At 69.6% G+C, this 16,060-nt stretch carries 13 protein-coding genes, 1 tRNA gene and 1 pseudogene; 5 read left to right on the forward strand and 10 right to left on the reverse strand.

The features are described 5' to 3' along the window. Positions 1-48 precede the first annotated feature (48 nt). Genes ACIBBH_RS18900 through ACIBBH_RS18910 form a run of 3 tightly spaced genes read right to left on the reverse strand, consistent with a single transcriptional unit; the run spans position 49 to position 3,304 of the window. Positions 49-954 carry a carbohydrate ABC transporter permease gene (locus ACIBBH_RS18900; RefSeq protein ID WP_399405890.1) on the reverse strand — a complete coding sequence of 302 codons (906 nt, stop codon included), beginning with the start codon at positions 952-954 and terminating at the stop codon, positions 49-51. After that, the gene (locus tag ACIBBH_RS18905) at positions 951-1,976 is read right to left on the reverse strand and encodes a carbohydrate ABC transporter permease (RefSeq protein ID WP_399405892.1); all 1,026 of its coding nucleotides are present in this window, start codon (positions 1,974-1,976) and stop codon (positions 951-953) included. Before ACIBBH_RS18905 ends, ACIBBH_RS18900 begins: the two co-directional genes overlap by 4 nt. After that, on the reverse strand, positions 1,973-3,304 hold the full coding sequence (locus ACIBBH_RS18910; RefSeq protein ID WP_399405894.1) for an ABC transporter substrate-binding protein: 1,332 nt from the start codon (positions 3,302-3,304) through the stop codon (positions 1,973-1,975). The genes ACIBBH_RS18905 and ACIBBH_RS18910 overlap by 4 nt, the downstream gene beginning before the upstream one ends. Before the next feature lie 717 nt (positions 3,305-4,021). Here ACIBBH_RS18910 and ACIBBH_RS18915 point away from each other — a divergent pair. Next, positions 4,022-5,077, forward strand: a complete 1,056-nt coding sequence (locus ACIBBH_RS18915) for a LacI family DNA-binding transcriptional regulator (protein WP_399405896.1) — start codon at positions 4,022-4,024, stop codon at positions 5,075-5,077. A gap of 105 nt (positions 5,078-5,182) precedes the next feature. Here the strand turns inward: ACIBBH_RS18915 and ACIBBH_RS18920 are convergent. From ACIBBH_RS18920 to ACIBBH_RS18935, 4 genes are all read right to left on the reverse strand, one after another. Beyond that, positions 5,183-5,255, reverse strand: a tRNA-His gene (locus tag ACIBBH_RS18920). A 119-nt stretch (positions 5,256-5,374) separates the two neighbouring features. After that, positions 5,375-5,977, reverse strand: a complete 603-nt coding sequence (gene orn / locus ACIBBH_RS18925; RefSeq protein ID WP_399405898.1) for an oligoribonuclease — start codon at positions 5,975-5,977, stop codon at positions 5,375-5,377. Positions 5,978-6,097: 120 nt separating this feature from the next. Continuing rightward, entirely contained in the window at positions 6,098-7,276 is a 1,179-nt protein-coding gene (locus ACIBBH_RS18930; protein ID WP_399405900.1) for a helix-turn-helix domain-containing protein, read from the reverse strand. A gap of 378 nt (positions 7,277-7,654) precedes the next feature. Beyond that, positions 7,655-7,924, reverse strand: coding sequence for a hypothetical protein (locus ACIBBH_RS18935; RefSeq protein ID WP_399405902.1), 270 nt, complete (start codon positions 7,922-7,924; stop codon positions 7,655-7,657). Positions 7,925-8,247: 323 nt separating this feature from the next. Between ACIBBH_RS18935 and ACIBBH_RS18940 the strand changes: the two genes are divergently transcribed. Then, a complete protein-coding gene (locus ACIBBH_RS18940; RefSeq protein ID WP_399405903.1) occupies positions 8,248-8,775 on the forward strand; it encodes a universal stress protein in 528 nt (175 codons plus the stop codon). A gap of 126 nt (positions 8,776-8,901) precedes the next feature. Next, positions 8,902-9,468, forward strand: coding sequence for a GPR1/FUN34/YaaH family transporter (locus tag ACIBBH_RS18945; protein ID WP_399405905.1), 567 nt, complete (start codon positions 8,902-8,904; stop codon positions 9,466-9,468). Positions 9,469-9,588: 120 nt separating this feature from the next. Here ACIBBH_RS18945 and glmS read toward each other — a convergent pair whose 3' ends face one another. Then, positions 9,589-11,406, reverse strand: coding sequence for a glutamine--fructose-6-phosphate transaminase (isomerizing) (gene glmS / locus ACIBBH_RS18950; protein ID WP_399405907.1), 1,818 nt, complete (start codon positions 11,404-11,406; stop codon positions 9,589-9,591). Positions 11,407-11,430: 24 nt separating this feature from the next. After that, a complete protein-coding gene (locus ACIBBH_RS18955) occupies positions 11,431-11,688 on the reverse strand; it encodes a hypothetical protein (protein WP_399405909.1) in 258 nt (85 codons plus the stop codon). 165 nt (positions 11,689-11,853) lie between these two features. Here ACIBBH_RS18955 and ACIBBH_RS18960 point away from each other — a divergent pair. Continuing rightward, positions 11,854-13,420: pseudogene (locus tag ACIBBH_RS18960) on the forward strand (purple acid phosphatase family protein). A gap of 44 nt (positions 13,421-13,464) precedes the next feature. Here ACIBBH_RS18960 and ACIBBH_RS18965 read toward each other — a convergent pair. Then, on the reverse strand, positions 13,465-14,340 hold the full coding sequence (locus ACIBBH_RS18965) for a DUF4429 domain-containing protein (protein WP_399405911.1): 876 nt from the start codon (positions 14,338-14,340) through the stop codon (positions 13,465-13,467). Between the two features lie 99 nt (positions 14,341-14,439). On the opposite strand from ACIBBH_RS18965, the gene ACIBBH_RS18970 reads away from it, so the two are divergent. Then, entirely contained in the window at positions 14,440-16,005 is a 1,566-nt protein-coding gene (locus ACIBBH_RS18970) for a beta-N-acetylhexosaminidase (RefSeq protein WP_399405913.1), read from the forward strand. Positions 16,006-16,060 lie beyond the last annotated feature (55 nt).

Below are 16,060 nucleotides of genomic sequence, written 5' to 3' on the forward strand. Positions count from 1 at the left end.
GCGGCGGTGGCCCGGCCCCTGGGGCGGCTCGGCGCTTCGGCCGGGGGCTCAGCCCTTGATCGCGCCCTGCATGATCCCGCCCACGATCTGCTTGCCGAACAGAAGGAAGGCGATCAGCAGCGGCAGCGTGCCGAGCAGCGCGCCCGCCATGATCACCGCCTGGTCCGGTACGTACCCGGTACCGAGGGAGTTCAGTGCGACCTGGACGGTCGGATTCTGCTGGTTGAGCGCGATGATCGGCCACAGGAAGTCGTTCCAGGCGAACACGAAGGTCAGCAGGCCCAGCACCGCCATCGCGGGCCGCGCCGCCGGGAAGACCACGTGCCAGACGATCCGCAGACTGCTCGCCCCGTCCACCCGGGCCGCCTCGATCAGCTCGGTCGGCAGCGCCTGCACCAGGTACTGCCGCATGAAGAACGTGCCGAAGGCGGTCACCAGGCTGGGCAGGATGACCGTCTGGAGCTGGTTGGACCAGCCGAGGTCCGCCATCCACAGGTACAGCGGTACGACGGCCAGCTGCGGCGGGATCATCATCGTGCCGACGGTCAGCAGCAGGAGGACGTTCGAGAACCGGAACCGCAGCTTGGCGAAGGCGAACCCGGCCAGTGTCGAGAAGAGGACCGTGCTGACCGTGATCGCGCCCGCGACGAACGTGGAGTTGACCATCGCGGTGCCGAGCCCGGCCTCGTCCCACGCGGCCTGCATGTTCCTGAACAGGTTCCCGCCGAACCACAGCGGCGGCGGGGTCTCGGCCAGCCGGCGGTCGGTGCGCGAGGCCGCGATGGCCGTCCAGACCAGCGGGGCCAGCGAGACCAGCGCGAAGACGGTCAGGACGACGTACGTCACCGGGCTCGCGTGCATCTGCTTGCCCGCGCCCATCCCCCGGCGGCCGCGGGAGCGGCGGGACTCTGCGTCGGCGGTCCGAGGCGGCAGGGTCAGTTCACTGGTCGTCATTGGGACTTCCTCAGCCGTCGGGTGAGCAGCAGATGGACCGCGGCGATGATCAGCAGGATCAGGAACATCGACCAGGCGATCGCGGACGCCTTGCCGAGGTTGCCGATGATCCAGCCCTGGTCGTACATGTACAGGCCGAGCGTCTGGTACTGGTGCTCGGAGCCGCCCTTCGAACCGCTGACCCCGCCGAACAGCAGCACTTCGCCGAAGAGCTGTGTCGCGCCGATGGTGGACACCACCACCGTGAACAGGATCGTGGGCCTGAGCTGCGGAATCGTCACGTGCCGGAACTGCTGCCAGCGGTTGGCGCCGTCGATCGCCGCCGACTCGTACAGGTCCACCGGGATGGCCTGCATCGCGGCCAGGTAGATCAGCGCGTTGTAACCGGTCCACCGCCAGATCACGATCGTGGACACCGCGAACTGCGAACCCCAGTCCGCCTCGCGCCAGTTGACCGGGTCGACCCCGACGAAGTGCAGCAGCCAGTTGATCATGCCGCCGTCCCAGGAGTACAGCAGCGTGAACACCAGCGTCGCGGCGGCCACCGAGGTGGCGTACGGGGTGAGCATCACCACGCGCCACACCGTGGAGCCGCGCAGCTTGTAGTTGAGCAGATGGGCGAGCCCGAGCGCCGCCAGCAGCTGCGGCACGGTCGAGATCACACCGATGGTGAAGGTGTTCTTCAGGGCGTTCCAGAAGAAGTCCGAGGACAACAGGTTCTTGTAGTTGTCCAGGCCCGCCCAGGTCTGGTGGTCCAGCGAGGACAGCTGCACGTCGTGCAGCGAGTACCAGGCCGTGTACAGCAGCGGGACCAGCGAGAAGGCCCCGAAGAGGACGAAGAAGGGGGCGACGAAGGCGTACGGCGACGCCTTCATGTCCCAGCGGTACAGCCGGCTGCGCCAGGAGTCGGCGCCCGTCGGCGCGCCGCGACCGTGAGTCCCCGGGGCCGCGCCCGGCTGCTTGCCGGGCGCGGCGTCGGAGCTCGACGCGGGCTGCGCGAGAGCCTGCTTGGAGCTGGTCACTGGCCGAGCACGTCCTTGATCTCGTTCTTGGCCGCGTCCCAGCCCTGTGACGGGCTCTTGCCCTTCTGCTCGACCTGGAGGATGCCCACGTCGGTCAGCGCGGTGTTGATCGGCTGGTCCTTGACGCCGAAGTACTGCGTCGGGATGGTCTTCGCCGAGTCGGAGAAGATCTGCGTGATCGGCGCGTCGGAGAAGTACGCCGTGGTGTCCGCCGCGGGCTTCAGGCTCGTGTACACCGACGGGGTCGAGGGGAAGCTGGCCTGCTTGGCGAAGACCTTCGCCTGCTGCTCGGGCGCGGTCAGCCACTTGGCCAGGGCGATGGCCTCCTTCTGGTGCTTGCCCGCGGTCGGCACGCCGAGGAAGGACCCGCCCCAGTTGGCCGCGGTCGGGGCCGCCGCCACGTCCCAGTTGCCCTTGCCGGAGTCACCGGACTTCTGCTCGATGTAGCCGATCATCCACGCGGGGCAGGCCACCGTCGCGAAGGTGCCGTTGGCGAAGCCCTGGTCCCAGGGCTTGTCGAACTGCTTCAGCTTCGCCGACATGTCGCTGGTGGCGACCGTCATCGCGACGTCCCAGGCCGACTTCACGCCCGAGGACTTGTCCCAGACGACGCTGCCGTCCTTGTCGTAGTAGCGCTCGCTCCCGCCGCCGAGGGCCGCGTTGTAGACGGAGGAGGCGGAGTCCACGAACTTGGTTCCCTTGGGCGCCTTCTTCATGTAGTCCTTGCCCAGGCCGACGTACTTCGCCCAGTCGCCCTTCCATTGCGCGGCGAGCTTGTTGCGGTCCGTCTCCAGGCCGGCCTTCTTGAACAGGTCCTTGCGGTAACAGATCGCCATCGGGCCGATGTCGGTGCCGAGCCCGATCGTCTTGCCGTCCTTGGTGGTGGCCTGCGCCAGTTTCCAGTCCAGCCACTGGTCCTTGTCGACCTCCTTGCCCAGGTCGACGAACTTGGCGGCCTGCGTCTGCACGGCCTCGGTGATGTTGCCGACCTCGATCGCCTGGATGTCGTCGGTACCGGAACCGGCCTGCAGGCGCGTGAGCACCTTCGGCCAGTACACGTCGGTACGGGTGGTGACGTTCTCCTTGATGTTGATGTTCCGGTGGAGCTTCGTGTACTCGTCGTAGAGGCCGGCCTGCTTGTAGCCGAAGACACCGAAGGTACCGACGGTCAGCGTGATCCTGCCCTTGCCGTCGCCGCTGCCGCCACCGTCCGAGTTCGACGAGCCGTCGTCCGAGTCGCTGGCGCAGCCGGCCAGCGCTCCCGTAGTCAGCGCGGCGACGGCCGCGAGGGCCACCAGCCTCCGGGACCGGCGGGTACTCGTGCGCATTACGTCCTCCTGTTGCCTGACGTGCCGACCCCCCGGCCAACTGCATTGTTGGGCCCGTTCGTGCTCGCTGCGGCTCGGGCGGGGAACGTGCGGGATGTGTATGTGTCAGGTACTGTGGGAGCGCTCCCACAAGTGATGTGTTGAAGAGTCGTCGGTTCGCGCGGGGGTGTCAAGGGAGCGGACATGGCGATACCGCTTCGAGATGCTTCTTTCGTCGAAGGCATGCTTTCCAGCCGCTTCCTGGGTGGCCGAGGTGGCGTTCGCGAGCAAGATGTCCAAGAACTTCGCTCTGCGCAAGCGGTGCTACGGCCAACTCAGGAGCGGCTGGGGTCCGGGTGCGCGGGCCGCTCAAACAGGTGATCAAGAAGACCGCCGATGTCTGCCCAGTGCTGCGTGCGAGTCTGAAGGCGGGCAGGGGCGGCAAGCAGGGTTGAAGCGGAGACCCGAGGGTGTGAAGGGCGTGGGAGTCGTGGTGAAGCGGGGCTCGGTCGGCGGTCCCTGCCGTCCCGAAGCAGGGGCGGCTGGACGCCAGTGACCATCGCCGCCAGTGATGCCCGTAACGCACACTTTGTCGCAACGGCGACAGGCGGCTGACTCGTCGGCCTGTCAGCTGGAGCAGGCGAGCGGGTCGAAGGGCCGACCAGCGAAGGTCGGCGCCCCGGGCACGACTGTTACATTCCAGGCCGGCAGCATGACGACGGCGGGAAGGCGGAGCCCATGGCAAGCCACGGAGCGCGGGGACGGAGTGGTGGTCGCCCCACCCTCGAGGAGGTCGCCGCCCGCGCCGGCGTCGGCCGCGGCACGGTGTCGCGGGTGATCAACGGCTCGCCCCGGGTCAGCGAGGCGACCCGCGCGGCCGTGGAGGCGGCGGTGGCTGAACTGGGCTACGTCCCCAACACCGCGGCCCGCGCCCTGGCCGCCAACCGCACGGACGCGATCGCCATGGTCGTCCCCGAGCCGGAGACCCGCTTCTTCGCGGAACCGTACTTCTCGGACATGCTGCGCGGTGTCGGCGCCGAACTGTCCGAGACCGAGATGCAGTTGCTGCTGATCTTCGCGGGCAGCGACCGGGAGCGGCAGCGGCTGGCCCAGTATCTGGCGGCGCACCGCGTGGACGGCGTTCTGCTGGTCTCGGTGCACGCGGACGACCCGTTGCCCGACATGCTGGCGCAGCTACAGATCCCGGCCGTGATCAGCGGCCCGCGCTCGGCGGCGGAGACGCTGACCTCGGTGGACTCCGACAACTACGGCGGCGGCCGCTCCGCCGTGGAGCACCTGCTGGCCCGCGGCTGCCGCACGATCGCCCACATCACCGGCCGCCTCGACGTGTACGGTGCCCAGCGCCGCGTCGACGGGTTCCGGGACGCCCTGCTCGAGGCGGGCCATTCCGCCGAGGAACTCCTCATCGAACCGGGCGACTTCACCGAGGAGGGCGGGCGCCGGGCGATGACGAGGCTGCTGGAGCGCAATCCCGCCCTGGACGCGGTCTTCGCCGGCTCGGACGTCATGGCGGCCGGTGCCCGCCAGGTGCTGCGCGAGGCGGGCCGCCGCATCCCGGACGAGGTGGCCCTGGTCGGCTACGACGACTCGGCCATCGCCCGCCACATGGACCCGCCGCTCACCAGCGTGCGCCAGCCCATCCAGGAGATGGGCCGCGCGATGCTCGACCTGCTCCTGACGGAGATCGCGGACCGCCGTCCCGCCGTGTCCCGGGGGCTGGAGCGGCGGCATGTGATGCTGCCCACGGAGCTGGTGACGCGGGCGTCGTCCTGAGCGGGGGCCTCCGGCGGGGCCACGGCGGAGGCCGGCGGTACTCCCGGTGCAAACGAATCAGCCGGTGACCTCGTCTTTCGACGGAGTCACCGGCTGACTACCCAGGGTGAGTGACGGGACTCGAACCCGCGGCATCCTGGACCACAACCAGGTGCTCTACCAGCTGAGCTACACCCACCATGCCCGGCGGTTTCCCACCAAGTGGTTTCTCCGACCGGCCGAGAAAAAGTGTACAGGGTCCGAAGGGGTGCTCGCGCCAGGGTTTCCGCGGCGCCCCTCCCGGACCACTGCGGACGCCTACTGAGCGGGCAGGACGTGCTTGGCGGCGATCGCCTTCGCGGTGTCGGAGTCCGGACCGGGCTGCGGCACGAAGATGGCCTCGCGGTAGTAGCGCAGCTCGGCGATCGACTCGCGGATGTCGGCGAGGGCGCGGTGGTTGCCGTTCTTCTCCGGGCTGTTGAAGTAGGCGCGCGGGTACCAGCGGCGGGCGAGCTCCTTGATGCTCGACACGTCGACGATCCGGTAGTGGAGGTAGTCCTCCAGGGTCGGCATGTCCCGGAGCAGGAAACCGCGGTCGGTGCCAACGGAGTTGCCGCACAGCGGGGCCTTGCCCGGCTCCTTCACGTGCTCCCGTACGTACGCCAGCACCTGCTCCTCGGCGTCCGCCAGCGTGGTCCCGCCGGGGAGCTCCGCCAGCAGTCCGGACGCGGTGTGCATCCGACGCACCACCTCCGGCATCGTCTCCAGCGCCTGCTCCGGCGGACGGATGACGATGTCCACTCCCTCGCCGAGTACGTTCAGCTCGGAGTCGGTGACGAGGGCGGCCACCTCGATGAGCGCGTCGTCGGACAGCGAGAGACCGGTCATCTCGCAGTCGATCCACACCATGCGATCGTTCATGTGTCTAACCTTACGCGGGGGTAGGGCGTCCGGTGCCGGCGCGGGCGCACCGGGGGCCGGGACAGGGCGACCCGCAAAAAGAAGGGGGCCCCGGGCGCGTGGCCCAGGACCCCCTTGCCGTCACACCCCGCTTCGCGGCCCCGGCACGCTTGCCGACAGGCTGCGCCGTGTCTGCATCGGCACCCCGGCCTCCGGGTGGAGTACGGCCGGCACCGGCCCCGCCGCCCCGCCCGGCAAGGGCGAGGGCACCGCGGGCTCCGGGTCACCGGGCTTGTCGCCCTGCGGTCGGCGGGCGCGGTAGGCGGCCCGGTAGGCGGCGGGGGAGGAGCCCAGCTGCCGCCGGAAGTGACCGCGCAGGGCCACGGGCGAGCGGAAGCCGCAGCGGCCCGCGACCTCGTCGACCGAGTAGTCCGATGTCTCCAGAAGACGTTGTGCCTGCAGTACCCGCTGTGTGATCAGCCACTGCAGCGGGGCGCTCCCGGTGAGCGACCGGAAGCGGCGGTCGAACGTGCGCCGGCTCATGTACGCCCGCGCCGCCAGCGTCTCCACGTCGAACTGCTCGTGCAGATGCTCCAGCGCCCAGGCGACGACCTCCGCGAGCGGGTCGGCGCCGATCTCCTCTGGTAAAGACCGGTCGAGGTAGCGCTCCTGGCCGCCCGACCGGCGAGGCGGGACCACCAGGCGCCGGGCCAGCGCGCCCGCCGCCTCGTTGCCGTGGTCCGTCCGCACGATGTGCAGACACAGGTCGATCCCGGCCGCCGTACCCGCGGACGTCAGCACATCGCCGTCGTCCACGAACAGCTCTCTCGGATCGACGTGCACCGACGGGTAGCGCTTGGCCAGCGTCGGCGCGTACATCCAGTGCGTGGTGGCCGGACGGCCGTCCAGCAGGCCCGCCGCCGCCAGCACGAACGCGCCGGTGCACAGGCCCACGATGCGGGCACCCTCCTCGTGCGCGCGGCGCAGCGCGTCGAGCGCCTCCTCCGGTGGCGGAGAAGTGATCGAACGCCAGGCCGGTACGACGACCGTGCCCGCGCGTGAGATCGCTTCCAGGCCATGCGGTGCGGTGAGTTCCAGGCCCCCTGTGGTCCGCAGCGGGCCTTCCTCGCCGGCGCACACCAGCAGTCGGTAGCGCGGCACTCCGGCGTCCTGGCGGTCAATCCCGAACACCGAAAGTGGTATGGAACTCTCGAAGATGGGGCCGCCGCTGAACAGCAGCACCGCGACGATCTCCTTGCGACGTCGCCCGGAAAGTTTCCGGGCCGCGGCTTCCGGCGCGGCAGTGGAGTCGTGGCTCATCCTGCTAAGCCCCCCTCGGTGGTCGCGGCTCCTCGGTTGTGTCGCTCCTGCACGTTTCCCCTCGGTCCTGCACGAGTCCCCCGCCGTACAACAGTCAAGATCGAATCTACTGGGTCCCGCAATGGCGCGGTGGCCAGTTCGACACGCGGTGCATTGTCGACATGACAACTTGGCGTGAAGCATTCGATCACGAAGCGTTGCACTCGTGGGCCGTGCAGGGAAGTACGCCTCGTCGCAGTGGCCAAACCGCGTAGGGTGCGCAGGGCCTCGTGGACCCTTTCCGTGCAGGTGGAACGGGGGTTGGGGGGTGGTTCAGGCCCGTCTTGCACGGTGTCCGGAAGTTGGCTGAAAAGCTACGGGTGCGTGCGCGGAAACCGGTCAGTCGACCGGTGTACTGCCCTTGGTGTGACGTCCGCCTCCCTGGGCCGTCGGCCCTGCCGCGCAGCGCTCCGAGCGGCGCAGCAGGATCCGGCACGCGCCGGTGACGGCGGCGAGGCCGAACGCGGTGCCGGCGGCGCCGGCGAGGGAGGTGCCGTACCAGAGCAGGACCACGGGGACGAGGGCGCAGCTGAAGGCCGCCCAGCGCACGACGTCGCCGGCGGTGTCCGGGGTGGGGCGGGGCTCGCTGGTGGGTCGTCGTCCGGACATCTCGTACTCCCTGGTCGTACTCCTTGCCGCGGTGGCTCACCGGATTCAACGCCTGTTCGATCAGTCGGTCACTGCACCTTGTTTGAATCCTGCGCAAACCGCCTGTACGGGGCAGCAACCATTGCGTTACGGGCGTCGCTCGTGCATGCTCCGGGGAACCCCTGCGGGCTCTGCCGGACCCCCTACGGAGCTCGCGCGGGCTCTGGGCTGAGGAAGCTTGCCGCCGTACCCTTGGGGGTATGGGGTGGGGAAGATGTTTCCCGGACACAGCTCCGCCGCACACTGTCGTCCCACCCAAAAAGGATCACAACGCCGAGACAGCCATGGCCGGTCACGAATTCTTCGAACCCGCGGACCGCAAGCGGCCGGTCGCCGATCCCACGGCGGCCGATCCCCTGGCGGCGGAAGAGGCACGCCCTTCGTGCGATCCCGCCTTCAAACACGGAGTCGTCGTCGGCTTCGACGGCTCCACGTCCAGTGAGCGCGCCCTGGCCTACGCGATCGGCATGGCCCACCGCTCCCGCTCGGGCCTGATCATCGTCCACGTCGCCAACCGGCTGCCCACCACGGTGTGGGCGGGGTGCGAGCCCCCCGTCTTCGTCGACGTCCCCGATCACCGCACCGAGGTGCTGGGGCTCGAGCTGGCCTGTGCGGACTACCTGGCCGAGGTGCCCTGGATCCTGGTCGAGCGCGGCGGCGACATCTGCCACGAGCTCGAAGAGGTGGGGCGCGAGTACGAGGCCGACGCGATCGTGGTCGGCTCCACGCACGGGATCGTCGGGCGGATCTTCGGCTCCGTCGCCGGACGGCTCGCCAAGCGGGCGAAGCGGCCCGTGATCGTCATCCCGTAAGCCCCTCCGGCACTCTCAACTCCCTTCTGTGCAGCATAAATCTACTCATGCGTAAAGGTGTTTGTGCCCTTGTGAAGGGCATATATCGCTCACCGCACAACTGCACATGCACGAAGGGAGCCCGCCGTGGACAACGACGTCTCTGCGGGAAACGGAAGCACTGTCGTGGCCGGCCGACTCGCCCTGGGTGTCACCCTGTTGGCGTTCGGGCTCGGTACCACCGGCGTGATCGACGGCGTGACGGCGTCCGACGCCGTGTCAGTGGCCCACTATGTGGGCGGAGTTGCCCTGTTCCTCGTGGGCCTGCTGGCCTTGCGTGACCGTGACACCGCCTCCGGCACGGGATATGCGGCCCTGGGCGCCCTGTGGTTCACCTGGGCCGTCTCGGCCGGCAGCCACACCTCGGCCGACGCGGCCGGGCTCTTCATGCTGCTGTTCGCCCTCGTGGCGCTCTCGCTCACCCTCGGGGGCGGGGACACTCTCGGGCAGGCCGTGTACGGGCTGCTGTTCCTGGCGATGCTCGTGCTCGCCGTGGCGGCCTTCGCCGACAGTTCCGCTCTCGCGAAGGCCGGCGGCTGGGTGGCCGTCGTCTCCGGCGCGCTGGCCTGGTACGCGGCGACCGCCCTTCTCGCGCACTGGCCCACGGCCCTGCCGCGGCGTGCTGCCGGCCGGGGAGTGACGGCCACCGGCTGAGGCAGCCGAGGGCCGGGCGGACTGGGCGGCCCCGGCCCTTTTGGAGAGCGACCCCCTGTGCGGATGGCGACAGGGGGTCGTTCACGTCCCGCACGGAAGACGGGGTTACGGCGGACGGAATTACTCCACCGTCACCGACTTCGCCAGGTTCCGCGGCTTGTCGATGTCCCGGCCCAGGGCCAACGCCGTGTGGTAGGCGAGGAGTTGCAGCGGGATGCCCATCAGGATCGGGTCCAGTTCGTCCTCGTTCTTCGGGACGACGATGGTCTGGTCGGCCTTCTCCTGCTCCTGGTGGGCCACGGCGAGGATCTTGCCGCTGCGGGCCTTGATCTCCTCCAGGGCCGCGCGGTTCTTCTCCAGCAGGTCGTCGTCCGGCACGATCGCGACCGTCGGCAGGGCGGGCTCGATCAGCGCCAGCGGGCCGTGCTTCAGCTCGGAGGCCGGGTAGGCCTCGGCGTGGATGTAGGAGACCTCCTTGAGCTTCAGGGAGGCCTCGCGGGCCACCGGGTAGCCCCTCACGCGGCCGATGAACAGCATCGAACGGGCGTCGGCGTACTGCTCGGCCAGCTTCCTGACGTCCTCCTCCTGCTTGAGGATCTCGGAAATCTGCGCGGGCAGCTTGCGCAGGCCCGCGATGATCCGCCTGCCGTCGCGTACGGAGAGGTCACGGGTGCGGCCCAGGTGCAGCGCGAGCAGGGCGAAGGCGACGGTGGTGTTGGTGAAGCACTTGGTGGACACCACGCACACCTCGGGCCCGGCGTGCACGTAGATGCCGCCGTCGGCCTCGCGGGCGATCGCCGAGCCGACCACGTTGACCACGCCCAGCACCCGCGCGCCCTTGCGCTTCAGCTCCTGGACGGCCGCCAGCACGTCGTACGTCTCACCGGACTGCGAGACGGCGACGTACAGCGTGTCGGGGTCCACGACCGCGTTGCGGTACCGGAACTCGGAGGCCGGCTCGGCGTCCGCGGGGATGCGGGCCAGCTCCTCGATCATCTGGGCGCCGATCATGCCCGCGTGGTACGAGGTGCCGCAGCCCAGGATCTTCACGCGGCGGATCCGGCGCGCCTCGCGGGCGTCCAGGTTCAGGCCGCCGAGGTGCACGGTGGAGAAGCGGTCGTCGATGCGGCCGCGCAGCACGCGGTCCACGGCGTCGGCCTGCTCGTGGATCTCCTTGTGCATGTAGGTGTCGTGGCCGCCCATGTCGTACGACTCGGCCTCCCACTCCACGGTGGTCGGCTCGGCGGTCGTACGGGTGCCCTCGGTGGTGTACGTCCGGAAGTCGTCGGCCTTCAGCGTCGCCATCTCGCCGTCGTCCAGCGTGACTATCTGGCGGGTGTGGGCGACCAGCGCGGCCACGTCGGAGGCGACGAACATCTCCTTCTCGCCGATGCCGAGGACCACCGGGGAGCCGTTGCGGGCCACCACGATGCGGTCGGGGAAGTCGGCGTGCAGGACGGCGATGCCGTAGGTGCCCTCGACGACCCGGAGGGTCTCGCGGACCTTGTCCTCCAGCTTCTCGGCCTGCGAGCGGGCGATCAGGTGGACGAGGACCTCGGTGTCGGTCTCGGAGAGGAACTCGACACCGTCCGCCTCCAGCTTGCGTCGCAGGTCGGAGGCGTTGTCGATGATGCCGTTGTGCACGACGGCGACCTTGCTGTCGGCCGACATGTGCGGGTGGGCGTTCACGTCGGAGGGGGCGCCGTGGGTGGCCCAGCGGGTGTGGGCGATGCCGGTGGTGCCCTTGAACCGCGCCGGGACCCTGGCTTCCAGGTCACGGACCCGGCCCTTGGCCTTGACCATCTTCAGGCCGGCGGTCTTCGGGGAGGTGACGACGAGCCCCGCGGAGTCGTAGCCGCGGTACTCCAGGCGCTGCAGGCCTTCCAGGAGCAGCGGGGCGACGTCACGCTTCCCGATGTATCCGACGATTCCGCACATGTATATGTATCCCCAAGCTTCCGTTCAGCCGTAGACGATGCGCCGCAGTTGCCGGAGCGTAAGCTCGGGCGGGGCGACCGCACGGTATTTCAGGTCCGCCCCGATCCGTTCGAAGATCTCCGTGTTCACCAGGCCCTGGGCCTGGAGCTCGCGGTGGCGGCGACGGACGTAGACCTCGGTCGTCTCGTCGAAGTAGGCGAGCACGTCCTGGATCACCCGCAGCGCCTCGCCCCGGTTCAGGGGCGTGGACCGCGTCAGATGATCAACCAGTTCGTCGTGCACCCGGTAGATCCTGAGGCACCGGCGATGGTTTCGCAAGAATCCTGCCCGATTTCGGGCAACAGACTGTTGAATCTCTTATGGCGCTCTGTTCGCAAGCTGTCCATCCTGTGTCTTGCGCTTCGTTGCCCGGACGGACGAGTTTCAGACGCCATGGACATTCCTCGTATGGGAGTACCCGAGAAGCTGGCCGAGCGCATGAGCATGGCCGAGCAGCACGAATACCTGCGCGCCAGATTCTCGCGGCGCACCATGATCAGAGGCGGCGCCGTCACGCTGGGCGCCGTCGCGGGCGGCGTGTTCGTGCCGGGTGCCACCGCCCGGGCCGCCGTCCCGGCCCAGGCGACCGCCCCGGCCGCCGAGAAGGTCGACGGCGCCCTCGTCGCCCCCTTCGGCCGCCACCTCGCCTACGGCAGCGACCCGCGCACGGAGATGACGATCTCCTGGCAGGTCCCGGTCGCCGTGAGAAAGCCCTTCATCCGCATCGGCGCCCACCCCTGGGACCTCTCCCGCAAGATCGACGCCGAGGTCCGCACCCTCCACACCCCGGCCGGTGTCGGCGCGAGCGGCGACCACACCCAGTACTACCTGCACGCCAGGCTGACCCACCTGCGCCCCGGCAGGACCTATTACTACGGTGTCGGCCATCAGGGCTTCGACCCGGCCGAGTCGCACCTCCTCGGCACCCTGGGCACCTTCACCACCGCCCCCGCCCACAAGGCGCCGTTCACCTTCACCGCCTTCGGCGACCAGGGCGTCAGCTACCACGGTCTCGCCAACGACAGTCTGATCCTGGGCCAGGACCCGGTCTTCCACCTGCACGCCGGAGACATCGCCTACGCCGACCCGTCCGGCGGGGGCAAGACCACCGACACCGGCTTCGACTCGCGCGTGTGGGACCAGTTCCTCCACCAGACCGAGTCGGTCGCCAAGTCCGTTCCGTGGATGGTCAGCTACGGCAACCACGACATGGAGGCCTGGTACTCGCCCAACGGCTACGGCGGCGAGGAAGCCCGCTTCACGCTCCCCGACAACGGGCCGGACAAGAAGAACCTGCCGGGCGTCTACTCCTTCGTCTACGGCAACACGGCGATCATCTCGCTGGACCCGAACGACGTCTCCTTCGAGATCCCGGCGAACCTGGGCATATCCGGCGGAACCCAGACGAAGTGGTTCGAGGTCCAGCTGAAGAAGTTCCGGGCGTCGAAGGACATCGACTTCATCGTCGTGTTCTTCCACCACTGCGCCTACTGCACCTCCACCGCGCACGCCTCGGAGGGGGGGCGTGCGCCAGGAGTGGGTGCCCCTGATCGAGAAGTACACGGTCGACCTGGTCATCAACGGCCACAACCACCAGTACGAGCGCACCGACGTCATCAAGGCGGGCGAGGTCGCCAAGAAGCTGCCGATCGGCGGCACGGCGTACCCCGAGTCCGAGGGCGTGGTGTACGTCACGGCGGGCGCGGCGGGCCGCAGCCTGTACGCGTTCTCCGCCCCGGACTCCTACGAGGGCCACGAGCACGAGGTGGACTCCGTGGCCTCGTTCGTCAACCTCAAGGACGGCAAGCAGAACGAGACGGTCGCCTGGTCCCGGGTGCGCTACCTCGACTACTCGTTCCTCCGTGTGGACGTCCAGCCCGCCGCGAGGGGCCACTACGCCACCCTGAAGGTCCGGGGCATCGCCGAGACCGGTGACCGGATCGACCACTTCACGGTGGCGCGCAAGGCCAAGTAGGCATCCATCCGCGGCCTCCGGCCGCGGGCCGGCACAGGCGGTCCTCACATGCGTTTGAGGACCGCCTGTTTGGCCATCGTGAACTCCTCGTCCGTCAGGACACCGTCGCGGTGCAGCTCGCCCAGCTCCCGCAGCCGCCGCAGCAGGACGTCGTGGTCGTCCTCGACGGGGGACGACGTGAGCTGCCGGGGGAACGCGGGCACGTCCGGACCGTCGGCCGTCGACGGATGCGGCAGCCGCGCCTGCACGGCCGCCGCCACCAGCGCCATCAGCGGGTCCTTCCTGAAGCCCCACAGTTCCACCGCGTTCGGGTCGTACTTCGGCGGCGCCTTGGTGGCCGCGCCCCGTACGGTGAACCGCAGATGGCCGTTCTCCAGTCCCGCCGCCGGGTACCACTCCACCCCGGTGATCCCGGCGAGGGGGATCGTGCGGGCGCCGGCGGCGGCCTTGGCGTCCTCCGTCTTCCAGTTCCACTCCAGGCGCACGTGCTCACCGTCGAAGCCCGCCGTGCCGTCCCCGGCGGAGACCGAGAGCGGGACGGACGGGCCGGACAGCAGGTACTCGGTCACGGGACCGGACGGAACCCCGTCCAGCAGCAGGGCGTTCCGCACCTCGTCCGCGAAGTACTCGGCGACGCCGTACCGGTCGGACTCCACGGTCAGCTGGTAGGGGTCGTGCGGTTCGGTGAGCCGGCCCCCCGTGGCCTGCAGCAGCGGATCGGCACCGTCGCGCAGGCGCAGCCTCAGCCGCCCCGACTTCTTGCCGTGCTCGAAGGAGGCCCCCGCCAACGCCCCCAGGGGGACGACCAGTTCCCCCAGTGTCCTGCGCAGCAGGCTGACGTTCTTGTCCCGTCCGGGCGTCAGGCGCAGCGCGTCGCCGTCGAAAGCCCAAGTCCCGTCCTTCTGGATGATTTCCGCCATGCGGGGATTGTTTCACCGGATCTGCGGGAGAGTGGTCTCTACCACTCGTGAAGTGAAGGGAGCGCGCTTGTGATACGGCACCACAGAACGACTCCCCGCATGACCCGGCTACTGGGCTCGCTGCTGCTGTTGGCGGCGGGCGCGTTCACGGTCGGCGCCGCTCCGGAGGCACCCCCCACCGCGACCACGCTCGGCCAGGTCGTCCCCGCCCCCGCATCCGCCGAGCCGGGCGGAGCGGCGTACCGCATCACCCGGGACACCGCCATCCGCGTCGACGGCACCGACGGGAGCCGCCGCGTCGGCGCCTACCTGGCGGGCATCCTGCGCCCCTCGACGGGCTACCGCATGCCCCTGACCACACACGGCCACGGCGGCATCCGACTGCGTCTCGGCAAGGGCCCGTTCGGGGCCGAGGGCTACCGCCTGCACAGCGGAGCCGATGGCGTCACCCTCACCGCCCGCACGCCCGCCGGCCTCTTCCACGGCGTCCAGACCCTGCGCCAGCTCCTGCCGGCCGCCGTGGAGAAGGACTCCGTACAGCCCGGACCGTGGTCCGTCCCGGGCGGCACCATCGAGGACGCGCCGCGCTACCCCTACCGCGGGGCGATGCTCGACGTCTCCCGGCACTTCTTCACCGTGGACCAGGTCAAGCGGTACATCGACGAGTTGGCCCTGTACAAGATCAATGAGCTGCACCTGCACCTCAGCGACGACCAGGGCTGGCGCATCGCGATCGACTCCTGGCCCCGCCTGGCCACGTACGGCGGTTCCACCCAGGTCGGCGGCGGCCCGGGCGGCTACTACACCAAGGCCGACTACCGCGAGATCGTCCGCTACGCCGCCTCCCGCTACCTGGAGGTCGTCCCCGAGATCGACATGCCCGGCCACACCAACGCGGCCCTCGCCTCCTACGCCGAGCTGAACTGCGACGGCACCGCACCCCCGCTGTACACCGGCACGGACGTCGGCTTCAGCTCGCTGTGCGCACCGAAGCCGGTCACCTACGACTTCGCGGACGACGTCATCCGCGAGCTGGCCGCGCTCACCCCGGGCCGCTACCTCCACATCGGCGGCGACGAGGCACACTCCACCAGCCACGCCGACTACCTGACCTTCATGGACCGTGTCCAGCCGATCGTCGCCGGGTACGGCAGGACGGTCATCGGCTGGCACCAGCTGACCGGCGCGACTCCGGCGAAGGGCGCCCTGGCCCAGTACTGGGGGCTGGACGACACCGACGAGGCGGAGAAGGCGCAGGTCGCGAAGGCCGCCCAGCACGGGACCGGACTGATCCTTTCCCCGGCCGACCGGCTGTACCTCGACATGAAGTACACCGAGGACACCCCGCTCGGGCAGGACTGGGCGGGTCTGGTGGAGGTGAAGCGGGCCTACGACTGGAACCCGGGCGACTACCTTCCGGGGGTTCCGGGTTCGGCGATCAGGGGCATCGAGACACCCCTGTGGACCGAGACCATCCAGACCTCGGCGGACATCGACCACATGACCTTCCCCCGGCTGCCCGGCGCGGCCGAGCTGGGCTGGTCCCCGGCGGCCACGCACGACTGGGACGCCTACAAGGTGCGGCTCGCGGCGCAGGCTCCGCGGTGGGCAGCGCTGGGGATCGGGTACTACCGCTCCCCGCAGGTGCCCTGGCCGACGAGTTGACCAAAGGCCGACGGGCACCCCGGAGGACGGTACTCCGGGGTGCCCGTCCGTCTCC

The organism is Streptomyces sp. NPDC051636, from assembly GCF_044453765.1.
GTDB lineage: Bacteria > Actinomycetota > Actinomycetes > Streptomycetales > Streptomycetaceae > Streptomyces.